Source organism: Pseudarthrobacter sp. 05T312 (assembly GCF_056396685.1).
Map to the genome: position 1 here is coordinate 1 of NZ_JBFTLY010000015.1, position 17913 is coordinate 17913.

General features: G+C 60.3%; 13 protein-coding genes and 1 pseudogene. 6 read left to right on the forward strand and 8 right to left on the reverse strand.

Annotated elements, in window-relative coordinates; translation table 11 throughout:
• Positions 1 to 219: 219 nt before the first annotated feature.
• Positions 220 to 642, forward strand: a pseudogene (locus AC1DIP_RS16415) (DUF559 domain-containing protein); the annotation flags it as partial.
• 171 nt (positions 643 to 813) lie between these two features.
• On the opposite strand, the gene AC1DIP_RS16420 reads toward AC1DIP_RS16415, so the two are convergent.
• The 3 genes from AC1DIP_RS16420 to AC1DIP_RS16430 form a co-directional block, all read right to left on the reverse strand.
• Positions 814 to 2463: a DNA/RNA helicase domain-containing protein gene (locus tag AC1DIP_RS16420; protein ID WP_477734362.1), complete on the reverse strand. Its 1650-nt coding sequence runs from the start codon at positions 2461 to 2463 to the stop codon at positions 814 to 816.
• 40 nt (positions 2464 to 2503) lie between these two features.
• The gene (locus tag AC1DIP_RS16425) at positions 2504 to 2824 is read right to left on the reverse strand and encodes a nucleotide pyrophosphohydrolase (protein ID WP_477734363.1); all 321 of its coding nucleotides are present in this window, start codon (positions 2822 to 2824) and stop codon (positions 2504 to 2506) included.
• Between the two features lie 253 nt (positions 2825 to 3077).
• Positions 3078 to 6197 (reverse strand): DEAD/DEAH box helicase, encoded by a 3120-nt coding sequence (locus AC1DIP_RS16430; protein WP_477734431.1) that lies wholly within the window; start codon positions 6195 to 6197, stop codon positions 3078 to 3080.
• Between the two features lie 255 nt (positions 6198 to 6452).
• Between AC1DIP_RS16430 and AC1DIP_RS16435 the strand changes: the two genes are divergently transcribed.
• A complete protein-coding gene (locus tag AC1DIP_RS16435) occupies positions 6453 to 7166 on the forward strand; it encodes a response regulator (protein WP_477734364.1) in 714 nt (237 codons plus the stop codon).
• A 21-nt stretch (positions 7167 to 7187) separates the two neighbouring features.
• Here AC1DIP_RS16435 and AC1DIP_RS16440 read toward each other — a convergent pair whose 3' ends face one another.
• The 3 genes from AC1DIP_RS16440 to hisC all read right to left on the reverse strand — a co-directional run bounded on the left by AC1DIP_RS16440 (position 7188) and on the right by hisC (position 11233).
• Complete coding sequence (locus AC1DIP_RS16440) at positions 7188 to 8291, reverse strand: hypothetical protein (protein WP_477734365.1); 1104 nt, start codon at positions 8289 to 8291, stop codon at positions 7188 to 7190.
• A gap of 371 nt (positions 8292 to 8662) precedes the next feature.
• Positions 8663 to 10075 (reverse strand): amino acid permease, encoded by a 1413-nt coding sequence (locus AC1DIP_RS16445; RefSeq protein WP_477734366.1) that lies wholly within the window; start codon positions 10073 to 10075, stop codon positions 8663 to 8665.
• 45 nt (positions 10076 to 10120) lie between these two features.
• Entirely contained in the window at positions 10121 to 11233 is a 1113-nt protein-coding gene (gene hisC / locus AC1DIP_RS16450; RefSeq protein ID WP_477734367.1) for a histidinol-phosphate transaminase, read from the reverse strand.
• Between the two features lie 93 nt (positions 11234 to 11326).
• Between hisC and AC1DIP_RS16455 the strand changes: the two genes are divergently transcribed.
• Positions 11327 to 11830 (forward strand): Lrp/AsnC family transcriptional regulator, encoded by a 504-nt coding sequence (locus AC1DIP_RS16455; RefSeq protein WP_477734368.1) that lies wholly within the window; start codon positions 11327 to 11329, stop codon positions 11828 to 11830.
• 119 nt (positions 11831 to 11949) lie between these two features.
• Positions 11950 to 13608: a thiamine pyrophosphate-binding protein gene (locus tag AC1DIP_RS16460; protein WP_477734369.1), complete on the forward strand. Its 1659-nt coding sequence runs from the start codon at positions 11950 to 11952 to the stop codon at positions 13606 to 13608.
• Between the two features lie 37 nt (positions 13609 to 13645).
• Here AC1DIP_RS16460 and AC1DIP_RS16465 read toward each other — a convergent pair whose 3' ends face one another.
• Positions 13646 to 14956, reverse strand: a complete 1311-nt coding sequence (locus AC1DIP_RS16465) for a hypothetical protein (protein WP_477734370.1) — start codon at positions 14954 to 14956, stop codon at positions 13646 to 13648.
• A 577-nt stretch (positions 14957 to 15533) separates the two neighbouring features.
• Between AC1DIP_RS16465 and AC1DIP_RS16470 the strand changes: the two genes are divergently transcribed.
• Together AC1DIP_RS16470 and AC1DIP_RS16475 are read left to right on the forward strand one after the other, a co-directional pair.
• The gene (locus AC1DIP_RS16470) at positions 15534 to 16610 is read left to right on the forward strand and encodes an endonuclease NucS domain-containing protein (protein WP_476209765.1); all 1077 of its coding nucleotides are present in this window, start codon (positions 15534 to 15536) and stop codon (positions 16608 to 16610) included.
• A gap of 58 nt (positions 16611 to 16668) precedes the next feature.
• Positions 16669 to 17106, forward strand: coding sequence for a GIY-YIG nuclease family protein (locus tag AC1DIP_RS16475; RefSeq protein ID WP_476209763.1), 438 nt, complete (start codon positions 16669 to 16671; stop codon positions 17104 to 17106).
• 36 nt (positions 17107 to 17142) lie between these two features.
• Here the strand turns inward: AC1DIP_RS16475 and AC1DIP_RS16480 are convergent, their stop codons facing one another.
• The gene (locus AC1DIP_RS16480; protein WP_477734371.1) at positions 17143 to 17886 is read right to left on the reverse strand and encodes a hypothetical protein; all 744 of its coding nucleotides are present in this window, start codon (positions 17884 to 17886) and stop codon (positions 17143 to 17145) included.
• Positions 17887 to 17913: the final 27 nt, after the last annotated feature.

The window sequence follows — 17913 nt, forward strand, 5'->3', positions numbered from 1 at the left end:
CCGGAAACCAGGACCAGGCCTCTCACAGCCAGCCAAAACAACACCCCCTACCCGGCCAACAGGCACCAAAAGCCCGGAACCACCCAAAATACTTCAACCCCAGAAACCCCAACCCACAAAAGGAAGGCCTGGCCCGACAGCGAACGCCACGGACCAGCCCTACAAAGCACTTAGTTCAGCAGTCTCCTAGGCCATAACCGGCCTCATACCGTCGATGTCTTCATCGATTCCTACAAAGTCATTGTTGAATTTGATGGCTCTTACTCACATCGCGGCAAATCCCATGAACAACGTGACGCCGCAAAAACGAGAAAGCTTTGGGACGCAGGGTTCCGAGTGATTCGCATTCGGGAGGCGCCTCTTACTCTGATAGACGAGAAGCATGACATCGGCGTTATTCTCCAGCGGGTTCCGGACGCAAGAGGCATAACGATTGCGGTCCTCGAACACATGACCGGACTCGGCTGGATACGCCCAGAAATTACTACTGCCTATCTCAAGACACCGGCCGCTGACGTTGCCGAGAAGGCGAATCAAATCTATGACTCTCTTCCTGCATCCGAGAAGTTCGTGCCCTTGAGCGCTAGGGCCGCCAGGAAGCGCAAAGAAACTGGTGGCACTTACTCGCCGGCGCTGTTCTAACTCGAGAGACCAAATCACAAAACTGCTCGCATTTGGGCTCTTTTCATAACGAGGCCCCACCATGTGGGCGGCGACGACGCTCGGGCCAGCACGCCCTGAACCGAAGGCGGCACTAGTTGGGGCGGCTGAGCCTTAGCCAGCTCCTGCCACTCCTGACGGACCGCTCGACTCTTAAGGAAAGAACCGGCGGAGGTATTCGCGTAGTGCTTTGTCATGCACATACACGTAGGTCCCACGCATGCCCCTAGTCATGAGGACGGCATATATATTGGTTATGTACCTAAGCAAGTCGTTGTCGCTGTACACCAGCCCAAGTTTGGGGTTGTTTTCTTTGCCTTTCTTATCGTAGTAGCTCGCTCGATCGACAACGATAGATTGAGTGTCCAGATCAAAACGAAGATCAGGACCAATGATGACACCCGCGTAGTTCAGATCGTATCCCTGAACTGTATGAATAGAGCCAACCTCATCTAGAGATGTCTTTGAGTTGATCCAGTCAGTTTGGGTCTGGTTCCAGCGAAGACGATATCCGTCAATGTCAATATCAAAAGCACTGGGATCCGCTTTTGTTTTCCAGGGCCATGCAAAGCCTGCCACAAGTCGAGCAAGCTGGACCTCCGATTCCCTTCTACGTATGGCCTCATGCATGTCCTTGACATCATGAAAAAGTCTAAAATCGTAATTATCGATCCTCGTATCGAGCGGGGGATCTGATGAAAGAATTGTCCGAACGTACTTGATGTAGTCCGCGCCGCCTTGTACGCGCATCTGCGAATGCAACCGGTAAAACCTCTTCTCGGCTTGCGAGTTGACGATGAGGGATCGAAGCAAGTCCTCCGGCCTAACACTCTGTTCAGAATCCACTAGCAGGATCTGGTGCCTGCTGCTCGCACGGACCCAGTCAAGCTGGGTGATCGAAAGGTCATCTTTGCCAAATAGGGCTTCCGTGATCTCGCGATATTTCTTGTTCTGAGGACCGGATGGCTGGTTTGCGCGCTGGCTTAGCCTATGCGCTTCGTCCACTATTAGCAGATCGTATGGCTCCTCGGAGGGTGCGAGATCAAACGGACTTAAAACCATACCTGGTTGAAGGGAAGGCGTCTTGCTGAAGACTTTTCTAATGGTTGATCGTAGCGACTGCTGTGGGATTACTAGGCCAATCTTAATATCAGCAATGAGATCGCGATTTCCTTCTACAAAGTAATCCGCAAAGATTGAATCGCTATCAAAGCTTTCGCCTTCTTGGGAGAGCTGGATGTCACGCAGCAGCTTCATGAGGTAAACTGCGATAATGGACTTTCCGGTGCCGGGATCTCCTTGAATTACGCTAGTACTTAATTCCCCACTGTCGATATCCTCAAGAAGGCCGTCTAAGATCTCCCCTACCGCCCCCGCTTGGTCATGGTTCAGAGCTTTGAAAGGCGAAAACTTAAAGAGATCACTGTTTTCGATTTGAGGAATTGTGCGTTCAAACATTCCTTCGGCACGCAGTTCTTCAAATATTTTCTCAAATGAAGCTGCGTACTTTGCGCGGTCGTAATAATCCGAGTCGCTTACGCCGGCGTTCCCGTTTAGCACCTGATAGCGCCCTTCGCCCGCAAAGAGCCTAATCAGGAACGACTCGAGGTCCAGGCACGCAGACTTATGAAACGTACTGTCAATGACAAGGTGCATCCGGTGTAAGCCGGCTTTTTCAGGCGACTTCAAATGTTGTCGCATTCTAGAGGCGACGCTTCTCGACTCACCCACGTAGACATCGCTTGAATTATTTAGGGTATATACGACGGGCCAGTTAGTGAAGTGGTCACCGCTCTGGCTCAACAGCTCAATCTCCTGTGGCGAGAAGTTCCGTCGTTCGATCCTAAAGCTCGTCATACTTAGAACTCCGCCCGCGAGCCTTTTCAACCGGGTATTTCGTCCGAGACTCCTCGAGCTTCTCGGCTACGATCGCGTCCGGGTCAAGGCCCAGGCTGTCGGCCAAGAGGTAGGCATACGTCAAGACGTCAGCAAGTTCAGACTGAACCCTCAGGAGTTCCGCTTCGTCGTCCCACTGATAACATTCCAGGAGCTCGCCCGACTCGATCGATATAGATTTGGCCAAGTTGACCCCGCTGTGAAATTGTCCCCACTCTCGTTCGGCAACAAACTCACGAAGCGACTGTATTACGGCTCTATGCGACACGAAATCACCGTAACATGCACCAGGAAGAACAGGTCCAAACAACTACGTGTTCACAGGCGATGTTTGCTGCGGCGGAAGCCAGCACCTTCCTGGTGGGTAAGCAGCATTGGGTGACAGTTCCGGAATTTTCAATTCACCGCCCAAATAGGTTGATGCCCTGCATCTTTTCTCGGGCAGATGGCATTTGAGAACTTATTGAGTCCCCTGTGGCCGCAATATTGAACATGCAAATTGGGTCTGGCTTCCGTCAACACTATTGCGCCACCGCAGCAGCCGTCGCAAACACATCCGCCGGCATCGGACGGTGCAGCTTCCAGGTGATCGCAATGGGCTTCTCGCCCGAGTGCTGGACGTAGTCCACTTGGCCGAGGCAGGTGTACGGGACCGTCAACCCGGTCTCGTCGTCCGCTGTGTCCCTGGTGAAGATCAGAACCTTCGAACCGTGCGAAGTCCGGTCAAGATAGCGGCGACCCGTCGGGCTCGTCGGCGACGTTGAATTCTGAGATTCCCAGTGAAACAGCTCTGGACTGGTCGCGTAGTCCTTATACATTGTGGTCGCCGAGTGCTTCTTGTCGTCCTTGTTCAGGGTGACAAAGAAGGCGTCGGTAGAAGTTGCAGGACACCACGCGACGCCCTCGCGGTGCTGGACGTTCTTTCCCTGCTCCAATGAGCCGTACTGCAGCGCCGCCAGCGCCTCCTCGCGCCGGTACGTTGCGTGCGAAAGCAGCGGAATGTGCTGCAGTCCCGCACCTAGGCTCTTGGCTGCATGCTTGGACGTTGCCACTCCCAGCTTCACGACCTGGCGAATTTCGCGGCAGACAAACTGGTAGCCGCGCAGATGGTCCAGTCCGTCGTCGTACGTCATGAATCCGCCGCCGTCATCCCACAACGTGTAAAAGAGCATGCGCGCGAAAGCCTGCTCGCGCATACCAAGCTCCGCATAGCGGGGCGCGTCGGGAGCAACCAGCATGGAATAGGCCTCGGCGCGCTCCGGATCGTCCACGTGAATCAGCGCAGCCATGCGATTCTGCAGCTTCCTTTCCTCTGCGCCCGACAGCTCCTCGATCTTCCCGCGGAGCACGGTCTCCAGGGGCGAGTACCCTTCGATCAGCCCTGCCTGCCGGAGGTAACCGGTCCACGAGTCTTTTGTGGACCGGTAGATCGTCTTCACGTCGTTTCCCGACCGCTCCAGATAGGCCTCCAGCTCGGTCTCCGCGTACGAAGCGATGTCCCGGACCAGCTGTGCCCGGTTGAACCGCAACTGTGCCTTGATGTTGTCCAGCACCACTTTCTGCGCCACCCGGTCCAGCACGATCTGCGAGCCGGAGGGCAGGTACGGGAATTCGTCCTCGACAGCCTTCTCCAGCTCCTTGCGCCCGTAGCCGGTCAGCGCCCGGTAGCGCAGGTCAAAGCGGAACTCACGGCGCTGCTGGCCGATGAAGTCCAGGACCGTCAGCACCGCCTTGCCCTCCGCACGGCGCAGCCCGCGCCCCAGCTGCTGAAGGAAGACCGTGGCGCTCTGCGTGGGCCGGAGCAGCAGGATGGTGTCGACCTGCGGTAGGTCCAGGCCTTCATTGAATAGGTCGACGGCGAAGATGCAGTTGATCTCCCGCTGCCCCAGGCGCCTGAGGGCTTCCTCGCGGTCAGCATTGTCAGTGGTGCCGTCGACGGCAACGGAGGCAATGCCGGCCCTGTTGAACACTTCGGCCATGTAATGGGCATGCTGGACCGAGACGCAAAAGCCGATGGCCCGCATCTCATCGGTGCTGGTGACCTTGTCCCTGAGCTCGCGGATTATCTTAGCGGCCCGGGCGTCGTTTCCGGTGTAGAGGGCGCTGAGCTGCGTGGTGTCGTAGTTGCCGCGCTTCCACTCCAACTGGCTCAGGTCGACGTCGTCCGAGACGCCGAAATAGTGGAAGGGAACCAGCAGGTCGGCGTCGAGGGCATCCCAGAGCCGCAGTTCGCTGGCGGTGCGCCCGTCGAAGAACTGTTTGGCGACGTCGACGCCGTCGCCGCGCTCCGGTGTCGCCGTGAGTCCGAGGAGCTGCTGCGGTTTCAGATAGTCCAGCAGGCGGCGGTACGTGGACGCCATGGCATGGTGGAACTCATCGATGACCACGACATCGAAGAAGTCAGGCTCCAGCTGCTCGATGCCCAGGGAAGACAGCGACTGGACGGACGCGAAGATGTGCTTCCACTCCTGCGGCTTGTGCTCCCCCACGTAGAGCTCACCGAAGGCGCCGTCCTGCATGACGTCGCGGTAGGTGCGCATCGCCTGCTTAAGAATCTCCTGGCGATGGGCGACGAAGAGCAGCTTTAGGTCTTTCCCGGCAGCTTCGGTTAGCCGTTTGTAGTCCAAAGCGGCAATGACTGTTTTGCCGGTGCCCGTGGCGGCGACCAGAAGGTTGTGGTTGTAGCCCTTGAGTCGCTCCGCCTCCAGGTCTTCCAGCATCTCTTCCTGGTGAAGGAATGGCTGAACCTCAAGCCCTGTGGCGGCGTCCGGAGCCGCAGTGCGGCGGCCGCCATTGCGTTCCAGCGCAGCGTCCAGCTTCTCGCCGTCACGTTCTGGATCGTAACTTTGGAAGGCTCGCTGCTCCCAGTAGCTGTCAAAGGTGATCTCGAACTTCTGCAGGAGTGCGGGGGTGGCGACAGAACTGAGCCGGACGTTCCATTCAAGCCCATCGAGGAGGGCAGCCTGGCTCAGGTTCGAACTGCCGACGTAGGCGGTGTCGAAGCCGGTGTTCCGGCGGAACAGCCAGGCCTTGGCGTGCAACCTTGTGGCCTGGGTTTCGTAGCTGATCTTTACCTCGGCCCCGTATCGGTTGACGAGCTCGTCAATGGCTCTACGTTCGGTGGCACCCATATATGTGGTGGTAATGACCCGGAGCTTGGCACCGCGTTCTTTCAATTGTTCAAGGGCCGGCTCCAAGAGCCTCAGCCCGGTCCAGCGCACGAAGGCGCAGAGAAGGTCCACCGTGTCAGCGGACTCCATCTCGGCTCGAAGCTCCGCGGCGAGGTTGGGGTCGTCCTTGCTGTTGGTAAGCAAAGCGGAATCGCTCAGTTTGGTGTTGGGGCGGCGCAGGTTGCGACGTTTGAGCTTACCCGGGCGATAGAGAGACTGGAGCTGGGTTGGACCCGGTGTGATGCTGTCTCGCGTGTCTAGTTCCTGGAGGAGCCTGTTCGCGAGGGCGACGCGATCGGTTGGTTTGGCTGAGACGAGGGCTCGCCGGACGGCGTCGGCGATGTGGCGGGCGAGTATGTCCGGAGCGTCTTCGTCAGCTATGTTCCCGAAGATTGGCTCGAGATCTCGCTCTTGGCTCAGACGCTTACCGAGGATGTCCGTCTTCAGAAGTTCGTACAGTCCCTCGGGCAGCTCCTCCGCTGCCACTCCCCCAATAAAATTAGTCACCGCGTCAGGGTATGGGGCTAAGCCCCAAAGACGAAACTATCCGCGCTGGTCCATGAGTTATTGAGGTTAGCCACCTCCTTACACAACACCTTGCTTCGCGCTCTCGGACGGCGTACAAACGGCGGGCTGACGTGGTCTAACGTAGACAGGGAAAAGATATAGGTCATCCTTCACGACTAAGGAAACCTTCGGAGGATAGCCGGCGAAAAGGCGGAAGAGTTGAATCTGGACCAGGTAAACGGACTCATTTCAGCGATCGCCAGCCTCTTCGGCGCCACTCTCTGGCCGCTTACCATATTTGCCTTAGCAATGAAGTTCGGGCCGACTCTCGTGCGTAGACTTATTGAGTCCGACTCCGTGACTATCAAGACGTCAGTTCTGGAGGCCTCCTTCCAGAAGCGGCAGGTCGAAGTAGCTGCCGCCCTCGGTGCCGCTGTTAATGCCAAGGGAGACGGGGTTGTTGAAAATGACGCCGTGGACGCAGTGCAAATCGCAGATAGCGTTGAAAAGGCGCTGCCTGACGCAGAGGCGCTTGCTCGAGCCACGCAGTCTGCCGTTTTATGGGTTGATGATCGGCCGGACAACAATTTCTACGAACGGCGCGCTCTGGAGGCGATGGGGCTGAGTATTGATCTCGCAACATCAACTTCTGATGCACTCCAACAGGTCCAACACCATTCGTATGACCTCATCATTTCCGATATGGGCCGCCCAGGCGATAGTAGGGCTGGATATACCCTCTTAGCCGAGCTTCGCAGGTCGCATGTCGATACCCCATATCTCATATACGCGGGGTCACGGAGCAGTAAGCATGTCGAAGAGGCTATTGAACAAGGCGCGCTGGGCTGTACAAACTCCCCTCAGGAGCTGCTCTTGATGGTTGCCGCGGGACTCAGGAAAGAAAGCCCGAGACGTCTGCTTGATCAGCCATAGGCAAGCGAGGGGAAGTTGCTGTTAGCGTTGCCCGCTCATAACGTCGACTAGAGGAATTCCACTGAGGGGATCGATCTCGGACCTCGCGAACGGGATGAGTTCGGCATTTGCGAAAGCCAAGTAAGCAAGAGGTTCCTCCAGTATTTTCTCATTCTGCCCAGGTGCGAGAACATTTTTGACAGCTTCTAGCCCCTCCTTAGTCTCTGGCAAAACGAACTTCAGAAGGCTAAAAATAGGGGAACGAAACACCCTACGTGCGCCTGCTTCTTCTAAATACGCAGATGCTTGGTTTGTGCGCTCTTCAACCTCATATGCGAAGCCGTCCAAGGCGCGCTGGAGGCGAACAGGGTCATCTATTTCAGATATCGCTTGAAGACGGGCCTCCATCTCATGACGGAATCGCGGAAGGAGGTCTCCATGCTTACGGCGAAAACGCACTAGATCGTCGACATTCATGGAGCTATCCGGGACGGCCAGGACGTTTTCCAGCACTATAGAACGAACGTTTGCAAGCTCAGCTTCCCCTATAGCACGGCGAAAAGAAGCCGGATTAGCTGGATTGAGGCGAAGCGGGTTCAAACCCGACCATAGTGCTTGAGCGGACGAAACGTCATCCGTAATGGGAACCCAACGTTCGTTAGTCGGTCGGTTTCCCCGACTCCATCCGTCCGGGCCGGCAGACTCGCAAAGGCTCAGAGCTAGCGCAGCCATGAATTGGGCGGCAGTTGCCTCCTCTACGAGGATCCATTGACTGCCGTCAGCGCGGGCAAGCCCGTGCTCTATAAGTGACGATAGACCAAGCCCGTACAACATCATCTTGTCAGCGTGTATCCGGGTTTGATTACCCATCCAAAAGCTATGCTGTCGTCGGGCAAGCTCGTGCTCGTCTTGAAGAGTTATAAAGCGTTCGAACGTGCGTGCAAAGTTCTGCTCAGCCTCGCTGGGCGTCACCTGATACACAAGTCCGTTGCGTACGAGTTCAAGAGTTTTTGGATCATGAAGTTCTGGCTCATCAATGAAATTTGTTGGAGTAATCGTCGCAACTGAGTCCCAGTAAAGGAGCGTTCTGGTCCACCAAGCCGACTGGGGAACTGCGATGTAGGGGAAGTAGAGTGCACCGTCCATGGCCCAAGGGTATGTGACTACGCCTCAGCCACACCTCCCGGCTTGTCCTAAGTTTCCGACTCTGCCCGATGTCCAGTCCCCAGGAGCTACTTTTCGAGGTCAGTCGACGCCCTCACCGTGGTCTCGCCACGCCTGAACAACAGGGGGATGGACGCGCGGCAGATATCGACGACAGCATCCAGAGCGGCAGCCGAAGCGTGGTTATGACAGTGTGCGAGTCCATCACCCTGATAGCGGACTCCTTGTCCATGCACAGTGGCGCACATCCCCGGAAGGCCGGAATTCCGGGCAATCAGTGTGCCTACCTGGCACAACTGCAGAGAGGCGCGCCCGGCCAAAGCCGGAAGCGGCCTTCCGGTGGCCCATCTGGTTCAGTCGACGAGTACGGGGGACTCGGCATTGTTGGCAGATTCGGAAAGGGGCGCAGTATGCCGCCGGCGGTGATTCACCCAGCACCCCGCCGCCAAAACCGCCACGAGTCCAAATGTACTCAGCAACTGGGGATGGGAATCCTCGCCGATGAAGCCCACAGTGAAGATCGCCGCGAGGATCAGCAGCCCGACGGAAGTGAGCCACGGGAAGCCGGGCATCCGCAGGGGAAGCGCCGTTCCGTCCCGGTCCGCGCGGAGGCGCAGCGCGAGCTGCGCCAGGAGTGCCGACGTCCACACCAGCAGGCAGGTCGAGCCCACGATGTTCAGCAGGACGGGAAGGACCATCTCAGGGAACACCAGCTCCAACACAACCGTGACAACACCGAAGGCAACGCTGGCCAGGACCGCGACCACAGGCACCCGGGCCTTGGACACCGCGGCAAGCACGCGCGGCGCTTCACCGCGCTCCGCCAGGGAGAACGCCATCCGCGAGGCACCGTAAAGGTTGGCGTTGAGCGCCGAGAGCAGTGCTGCGACGGCCACCAGGGTGATGGCTGTGGCTGCGCCGGGCATACCGGCGGCGTCCAGCACCGCGGCGAACGGGCTCTTCAGCCCCGCCGACCCCACGGGAACCACGGCCGCGATCACGAAGATGGCACCGATGTAGAACACCAGGATGCGCCACAGCACCGTCCTGACTGCCTTCTTCACGCTGCGCGCCGGCTCCGTAGTTTCAGCTGCTGCCACGGAGACGATTTCGGTGCCGCCGAACGCGAACGCGACTACGAACAGTGCCGTGGCAATCCCAGCGAAACCGCTGGGCGCGAAGCCAGCTCCGGTGAAGTTGGCCAGGCCCGGCGACTGGACGCCCGGCAGCCAGCCGAACAGCAGCGCGAGGCCGACCAGCAGGAACCCGACAATCGCAACCACCTTGAGCAGGGCGAACCAGAACTCGAACTCACCGAAGTTCTTCACGCTGGTCAGGTTCACGGCGGTGAGCACCACGATGAACACAAAGGCCATCAGCCACACGGGCAGTGCCGGGAAGATGGTCGCCAGCAGGCCCGCCGCACCCAGCGCCTCGGCCGCGATGACCACCACCAGCTGCAGCCACCACAGCCAGCCCACGGTGGCACCGGCCACCGGACCGTACGCCTTGGCGGTGTAGACGGAGAAGGCACCGCTGTCCGGGTTGGCCGCGGCCATCTCGCCAAGCGCCCACATCACCAGGATGATGAGGGTTCCGGCCACGAGGTAGGAGATCAGCACCGCGGGGCCGGCGGCCTGGATGCCGGCACCCGAGCCGATAAACAGGCCCGCACCGATGGCGCTGCCCAGGCCCATCATGGTCAGCTGCCGCGGTTTGAGGGCCGCGCCGAGGGCGCGGGCAGACGTCTTCGTCTGGTGTTCCATGGGGATTCCTCTTAGTTGTAGGTGGAACTGTTGGGGATAAAAAGTTCAGGCCGCGTGGGCTGCGAGGAGCCGGAGCACGCGGTCATTGGAAGCGGGGTCGGCCACGGTGATCCGCACGCCGTCGCCCTGGTACGCCCTGACCAGAATCCCGGCGGCATCGAACGCATCCACGAGCAAGGCCAAAAGCGGGCCATCGGCGCGGATCCACAGGAAATTGCCCTGGCTCGGCTGCAGCTTCCAGCCCTGGGCGGCCAGCTCAGCGGCCATCCGGGCGCGCTCCTGCTTCACCAAGGAAACTCGCGCTGCCATCTCCTCCCCCGCGTCCAGCGACGCGACGGCTGCCTTCTGCGCCAGCGCGCTTACGGCGAACGGCAGGGCGGTGCGGCGCAGACCTTCGGCGATTGCCGCCGTCGTAATCGCATACCCGACGCGCAGGCCGGCGAGTCCGTAGGCCTTCGAGAAGGTGCGCAGGATGCAGACGTTCGGGTACCGGCGGTAGAGCGCCAGGGAATCGGGGCCGCTGCCGGCGTCGGCGTACTCCACGTAGGCCTCGTCGATCACCACCAGGACGTCGGAGCGGACGGCATCCAGGAAGGTCTCGAGTCGCTCGTGACTGATCGGCACGCCGGTGGGATTGTTGGGCGTGCACAGCAGGATCACCTTGGTGCGGTCGGTGACGGCCGCGGCCATGGCGTCCAGGTCATGGCCCTCAAGGTGATCCAGCGGGACTCGGACCGCCCGGGCGCCCGCCAGCTCCACCAGGATGGGATAGGCCTCGAAGGAGCGCCACGCGAACACCACTTCATCCCCGGCGTCGCACAGTCCGGTGATGATCTGCTGCAGGACGCCCACGCTGCCGGGCCCCACCGCGACCTCCCCGGCAGTGACGCCCAGGTGCCGGGCCAACTGTTCGCGGAGTTCGACGGCGGCGCTGTCCGGGTAGCGGTTCATGGCACCGGCCGCGTGGGCCACCGCAGCCACGGCTGCGGGCAGGGGGTCGTAATGGCTTTCGTTGCTGGCGAGGGCGGCGATGTCTGCACCGGCACCGCGCCTGCCGGGGACGTAGGCCGGAAGGCCGGCCACGGCGCCCCGAAGGGTGGGGAGCGCGGTGTCCGGAAGGACAGGGGCCGGGTTGGCCGCGATCTGGTCAAGGGTCATGAGCACCGATCATGATTGTGACCCCAACCACAATGCAAGATACCCTCAACCCATTGGGACTTCTGCTCAACTTCTAGTACCCCTGGTGAAAATATGACCATCGCAACCTCCCGCGCCCTCGATTCCCTGGACGGCAGGATCATCCTGGCCCTGGACAAGGACCCCGAAGCCAGCGCCCTGGCACTCTCCCGGACACTCGGCGTCGCCCGCAACACCGTCCACGCCCGGCTGGCGCGGCTGGAGCGCAGCGGCGCGCTCCGCACCTTCAGCCGCAGGCTGGACCCCGCCGCGCTGGGCTACGAACTCACGGCGTTCCTCTCCCTGCACATCAGCCAGACCCGCGCCGGCTCGGTGGAAAACGGCCTCGCCGCGATCCCGGAGGTCATCGAGGTGCACGCCACCGCCGGCGACGCGGACCTCATGGCCAAGGTGGTGGCCCGCGGCACCAGCGACCTCTACCGCATCACCAACCAGATCCTGGAGATCGACGGCATCCAACGCACCAGCACGGCCATCTCCGTCCTGGAACTCATGCCGCCACGCTTCGACGGCCTCCTGGCCCGGCTGACCGAGCAGGAATCCCGCGCCGCCGACTAAACCCGGGTGACCCGCACCACAACTGCGCAGATTCTCAGTTTCTCCTGCTTCTGCTGCCAAAAGTCCCAGCTGAATGTTCGGGTGTTGCCGATCTGAATGCCGGGGCGCACGATTCCTGCATGACTTCACTTACCGTCTCGGGCCGCGTGGCTCAGGTTCTCAGCAGCTATGTCAGCGATGTCTTCGGCGTCATGGGCAACGGCAACGTCTACTTCCTGGACGCCGCGGAGCAGCTGGGCCTGCGCTTCACCGCCGTCCGGCACGAAGGCGCCGCCATCGCCGCCGCCGACGCCTACTACCGGACCTCCGGACGGCTCGCCGCGGGCACCACCACCTACGGCCCCGGCTACACCAACGCGCTCACCGCCCTGGCCGAGGCCGTCCAGGCGCAGATCCCCGTGGTGCTGGTCACCGGCGACGCCCCCACCAGCGGCGCGCGGCCCTGGGACGTGGACCAGGCCGCCATCGCCGCCGGCCTCGGCGCGGCCACCTTCACCGTCACCCGCGACGCCGCGGGCGCCATCACCCGGCAGGCGGTGGAGTACGCACTCACCCGGCGCACCGCCGTCGTGCTTGCCATCCCCTACGACCTCGCCGCACTCGAGGCAGGGGACGAGGACCTTCCGGCGCCGGCAGCGTTGGAGGTGACGGACGACGGCGGCACGGACCTTGGGCAGGTGGCCCGCCTGCTCGCCGGGGCCAGGCGGCCGCTGATCCTGGCCGGACGCGGCGCGCACCTGGCCGGCGCCGGCCCGGAACTCCGCGAACTCGCCGACCGGCTCGGCGCACTGACCGCCGGAACCGCCCTGGCGCTCAACCTCCTCAATGGCGAGGGGTACCTGGGCGTGGCCGGCGGTTTCGGCACCGACACCGCGGCCGGGCTCATGGGCGAGGCGGACGTGGTCCTGGTGGCCGGGGCGAGCCTGAGCCCGTTCACCATCCGGTTCGGGCACCTGCTGGGGCCGGACAGCACGGTAATCCAGATCGATACCGCGGTGGAGCCGACCAATCCGCGGGTGGATGTGTTCGTACAGGGGGATGTGAAGGCTGCTGCTTCGCAGCTGTTGTCTCTGGTTGATGTGGAGGCTGCTGTGGGGGCGTGGCGGGCGGAAGCTGCCGGGCGTCTTGCTTCCGGACCGGGGCACGCTGCTGGTTCTGCCGACACTCCGGACGGCCGGCTGGACCCGCGCGCCCTCGCCACCGCACTCGACGCCGTGCTGCCGGAGCGCCGCACGGTGGTCCAGGACGGCGGCCACTTCATCGGCTGGGCACCCATGTACTGGAATATCCCGCGGCCGCAGGACCTGGTGATGGTGGGGACCGCCTTCCAGTCCATCGGGTTGGGACTCGCGAGCGCCGTCGGGGCAGCCCGTGCGGTGGAGGACGGCCGCACCTTGGTGCTGGCCTCCGGCGACGGCGGGTTCCTGATGGGCCTGGCCGACCTCGAATCACTGATCGGCGCCGCCAACAGCGCAATCGTGGTGATCTACAACGACGCCGCCTACGGGGCCGAGATCCACCAGTACGGCTCCCAAGGGCTGACCGAGAAGCCGATGCTGATCCCAGAGGTGGACTTCAGCGGCGTTGCCCTGGCTTTGGGAGCTGAGTCCGCTGTGATCCGCTCTCTGTCTGATCTGACTGCTTTGGAGGACTGGATCGACGTCGGCGCCCAGGGAACCTTCGTGGCGGACTGCCGGATCACCTCCACCGTCCGCGCCCCGTGGCTGAGCGAGTGGATGAACGCCACGCAGGCTGCGAAGGCGGCGGTGGCTGGTTAATCAACGGATCCCATCCGCGCATCCGATATCGGCACTCCTAGGCAGCGACTGCAGGAAATACCACGAGGGATCCGTCCCCGCTTCGTTCGATGTCGATTGCTACGTCAGATTGATTAGAGGGCATATTCAGCCCTTCGCCAAAAGCGCGAAGGCGATATACGGCCCTTAGTAAGTCATCGACCTCGCCCTGCATAAAGACCGGGCTGCGAAAACCCCCTTGGCGCTTCAGCTCCAAAGTCGACAGCCGATGCAGGACTGCACTGATACCCGACTCCAGCTCGTCGATGCTCCGTTCATCGTCACGCAAGGTACCAATAAAGCTCTTAAAAGTGTTGTTAGTATCCTGCTGGGCGTGGTCCACGGCCTGAAGCACGATCACCCTGCGTTTGAGTGCAATGGCCAAGCGGGCGAGCTCCAAGTGGGCACGGAAAGTGCCGCCATCCTCGTTGATTCCGGGGAAGGCCTTGGTCAACGCCCCAAGTTCAACCGGGCCGTCGGGCAGCGAAGCTAGAGCTTCTTTCCATTTATCGAGCCGACGCTGCGTTCGAGCTATGGCAGTGCTGATCGCGTACGAGGAAGAATCCAAGCCCAATGACAGACCGATTCTGCCCTGATCCAAGAGAACCGATGTCGCCTTGTTAATAGCGTCCCGGCAACCGTCCAGCTCGCTGCGTTCGGCCTCGAGGTTGTCTTCGTGAAGCTGCTCAAGCAGCTCGGTAATCCGTTCGATCGCCTCCTGCCTCTGGTGGTCGGCGTAGGCGCTAACACCGACGGCTACGGCCATCAGCACGAGTGGGGCAGCAACAGTCAGCGCTCCGGCCGATGCGACGGCCACGCCTGCAGTGGCAGCTGAGCCAGTCGCAGCGCCTGCAACTGCGGCCTGCCCAGCAACGGGTACGAACGTTGCTTGGGCGGCGATGCCGCTCGAATTGACCAAGGCGCCATAGATTCCTCCCGTAGCGCCTTTGGCCGCCATGGGCTTTACCAACCCTTTGCCGACCTCTGCGGCCACCTTGGCGGGCACCACCATTCTGTACAGAACCTCACCGGAGGCGGAGACATCTACTTTTGAGGAAGCTGACTTGGCCGTATCAGCTACAAGCTGCGACAACTGGCGGGCGAGGGGGCTAGCCGCATGAAGAGCAATTCCTCCTTCACGATCGCGCTTGGGTGATAGAGGATGTGCTTCGAGCGTGGCGATGGGCGCACCCGCGAGCGTAGCCAGGACTGTCCGGATTTCCGCAAGCCGCTCGGGTGTCATGCCCTCGTCAGCGAAAATTGCAGGCACACTTACGGGCTCTGTGGCAAGTGTCCACACTGGCACGACTGCCTGGGTATCAGCGGTCACGTTTTATCCCTCCACCAACTGAACGTCGAAATTTAGGCGCAGCAGCGGCGACACCCGGAACGAGCCATGATCCTCCCGAATCGTCGCGCTAGTTGGTTATCGTCCCATAGCTGACTCGACTTGTTTGTCTACGCCACCCACGGGAAGGCCTCTTGAGGAGCCCCAGCCCGGGGTCTCATTCTCGTGGAGTCTCTTTTGCCCAGTGCTAACCTCGCATGGACACATCTAGACGGAGGACATTCCCATGGCGGGCAACGGGGACAAGGCTTATAAACTCCTTAGGAACAGCGGGACCAAGGTGAAGGCCAGCGGAACAAAGCTTTATGCGCTGGCCAAAGACCCTGCCGTCCAAGCTAAAGCGAAACAGCTAGCTCAAGACGGCCAGAAGCTATATCGGCTTGCGACCAGCCCAGAGGCAAAGCGCGCTTACAGGCAAGCAGCCGACGTTCTCAAAAAGGCGCGAAGGAAGTAGCGGATGTGTGTCTGACAGCGGGAGTCGTCGTGGAGCGGTAGGCTCCAAAAGTACTGTTACTTTCACCGAAGGACACCATTGCCTCTAGAAATAGGCCTCTGGCGCGTGACCGACAAAGCTGTCGCATTGTCGCCGGCAAAGATGCCTCTAGAATCACGTCTCGAACAGCTCATCTTGGACGACCCTGCCATCCTTGAAACTGAGCTTCTGGTTATAGGCCACCAAGTTCTAACCGCTCATGGGAAATTCATCGACATCCTGGGAATCGACGTTGATGGAGTCGTCCACATCGTAGAGCTCAAGAGGGACAGAACTCCCCGCGATATCGTGGCACAGGCACTGGATTACGCCTCTTGGGTGCAGACACTTTCCAATGATGATGTGCGGGACATCTTCAGCAAGCACAATCCGGGCACTGATTTTGATATCGCTTTTGCCGAACGATTCGGTGGAACTCCCACTCCGGACGACATAAACGAGAGCCATTCGATCACAGTCGTAGCTAGCGACCTCGACGACAGCACCGAGCGTATCGTCCAATACCTCAGCGCCGCGTACTCGGTTCCCATCAACGTGATGCTGTTCCGCTACTTCTCCGATCAGGGCAATGATTACCTCGCACGTACATGGCTGATACCCGCGGGGCAGCAAACGACATCTTTAACGGGAGGAGTGAACCAGCGGTCCACCAAGGCAGCCTGGAACGGTTTGGACTGGTATGTCTCGTTTGGAATGGAAGATGCGACGCGCAGTTGGGACGACGCACGTAGGTATGGCTTCGTCTCGGCCGGCGGCGGGGAGTGGTACTCCCGATCTTTGCGTAAGCTTCCCGTCGGTGCCCGAATCTTCGTCTACGTTCCCGGCCACGGCTACGTTGGCGTCGGAACAGTGACCGGTACTGCGCAGCCAGCGTTCGAGGCTGTACTTACTGAGAACGGCGAAGCGCGTTCTTTCAGTCAACTGGACCTAACTGGCCACTACGGCCTGGGTCAGGCTGCCGTTGCGCAGGACGGAGCTGATATGAACGAATACATCATTCCGGTTTCATGGCAGCGCACAACGGACCTTCCGGCCGCATTTTGGCTCAAGGGACTTTTCGCCAACCAAAACAGCGCCTGCAAGCTCCGTCATGAACTCACAATTTCGGAAGTGTCAAAAGCGTTTAATTTGACGACGGAGTAGAGGCCGGAGGGAAAGATCAGACCGTTCCCGTGTACATGGGCAATGAAAGGAAGCCAGCATGCCAAACAGGAAGGACCCCGGAAAGATTTGGCACGATAGCCTACTAAAAGTAGATGCACGCAAGTTGCCGATTCCATCCCGCGAGGTGCCTGCTGAGCCCGGAGTGTACGTCTGGTTCCGGGAGGGTCAGCCTCTTTATGTAGGCAAAGCGTTAGGCACCAATGGGCTGCGAGGCCGACTGAGGTCCCATTTCGATCAGGGCACCGACTTCAGCCGCAGCACTCTCAGGGCAAGCATTGCTGCCGCTGAATTGGGTATTCCCCGATCTGTCGTGCGCCAGCGCCCGAGTGTGATGACCCCGGAGCAAACTGCCGTAGCCAACGAGTGGCTTGCGGGATGCGAAGTGGGATGGCTCGTCTGCGGTAGCGCCAGAGAAGCTCATGATTTAGAGGATGCGCTGCGCGCTGAATGGTTGCCACCGCTAAATCTCATCTGACAATGTTTGTTGGTTGGGCACTCCGCACGGCAGGGCTCAAGCATGCCAAGCGATCGCGTTCCGTATGAATGAAGCAACGCGCTGTACGGAAGCGTGGGCAGAATAGTGCCCCGCGTCGTACTTGACTGCCGCTTCGCGAACGCGTTCATCCAGGTCCGGCCAGGATATCCAGCAAAAGACCTCCTGAATCCGCTCCATAAGTTCCGATTCGGAAGGAAGCGCTGGGTCACCAAGGCGCTCTAGGACGGGGCCAAGGAACCGACCAACAGCTTCCGCAATTCCGAGTTGGCCATTCCCCTTGACACGGATGGGCGGTGCGACACCCAAAAGCAGGAGCAGTGGGACAGCACCTTCGGCTCGAGACATGAGAGTGATGTACTCGCGGGCCAGTTGTTCGGGCTGAAAACTGCCATATCGAATCCGTTTGGCTTCAACCAAGGTGTATGTGCTCGGAGTCTTGAAGATGGCGTCGGGCTGAACCACCAGCTTTGGCTTACCGCCGCTTGCACTGGGGCTGAAGTCACCCGGCAGGAAGTGCATTTGCAGTTCCTCCACCTCTGCGGCAAGTTTGCTGCGCGCGGCGTCGGCCCCGGACGCCGCGCCGACAACGGCAGCGAGGAATTCGGTTCTGGGCAAGAAATCCCGTCCGATCAGCACTTCCGCGGTGAGGACATTTTCGCGACCTTGCCCGCCGGCGCGATAGTCTTTGGCTTTCTCCCAAGATATTTCTTCGAGAAGCTTTCCCACGATTGAACTGGACGCGGTGGATGAAGTTTCCAAGAGTTCTCCTTCGAGGCCAAAGTGATG

What these genes read in the sequence shown, in the direction of transcription:
- AC1DIP_RS16445 (WP_477734366.1), bottom strand. Translation starts at nt 10,075, where the DNA reads ATGGAACACCAGACGAAGACGTCTGCCCGCGCCCTCGGCGCGGCCCTC.
- AC1DIP_RS16475 (WP_476209763.1), top strand. Translation starts at nt 16,669, where the DNA reads ATGCCAAACAGGAAGGACCCCGGAAAGATTTGGCACGATAGCCTACTA.
- AC1DIP_RS16460 (WP_477734369.1), top strand. Translation starts at nt 11,950, where the DNA reads ATGACTTCACTTACCGTCTCGGGCCGCGTGGCTCAGGTTCTCAGCAGC.
- hisC (WP_477734367.1), bottom strand. Translation starts at nt 11,233, where the DNA reads ATGACCCTTGACCAGATCGCGGCCAACCCGGCCCCTGTCCTTCCGGAC.
- AC1DIP_RS16455 (WP_477734368.1), top strand. Translation starts at nt 11,327, where the DNA reads ATGACCATCGCAACCTCCCGCGCCCTCGATTCCCTGGACGGCAGGATC.
- AC1DIP_RS16440 (WP_477734365.1), bottom strand. Translation starts at nt 8,291, where the DNA reads ATGGACGGTGCACTCTACTTCCCCTACATCGCAGTTCCCCAGTCGGCT.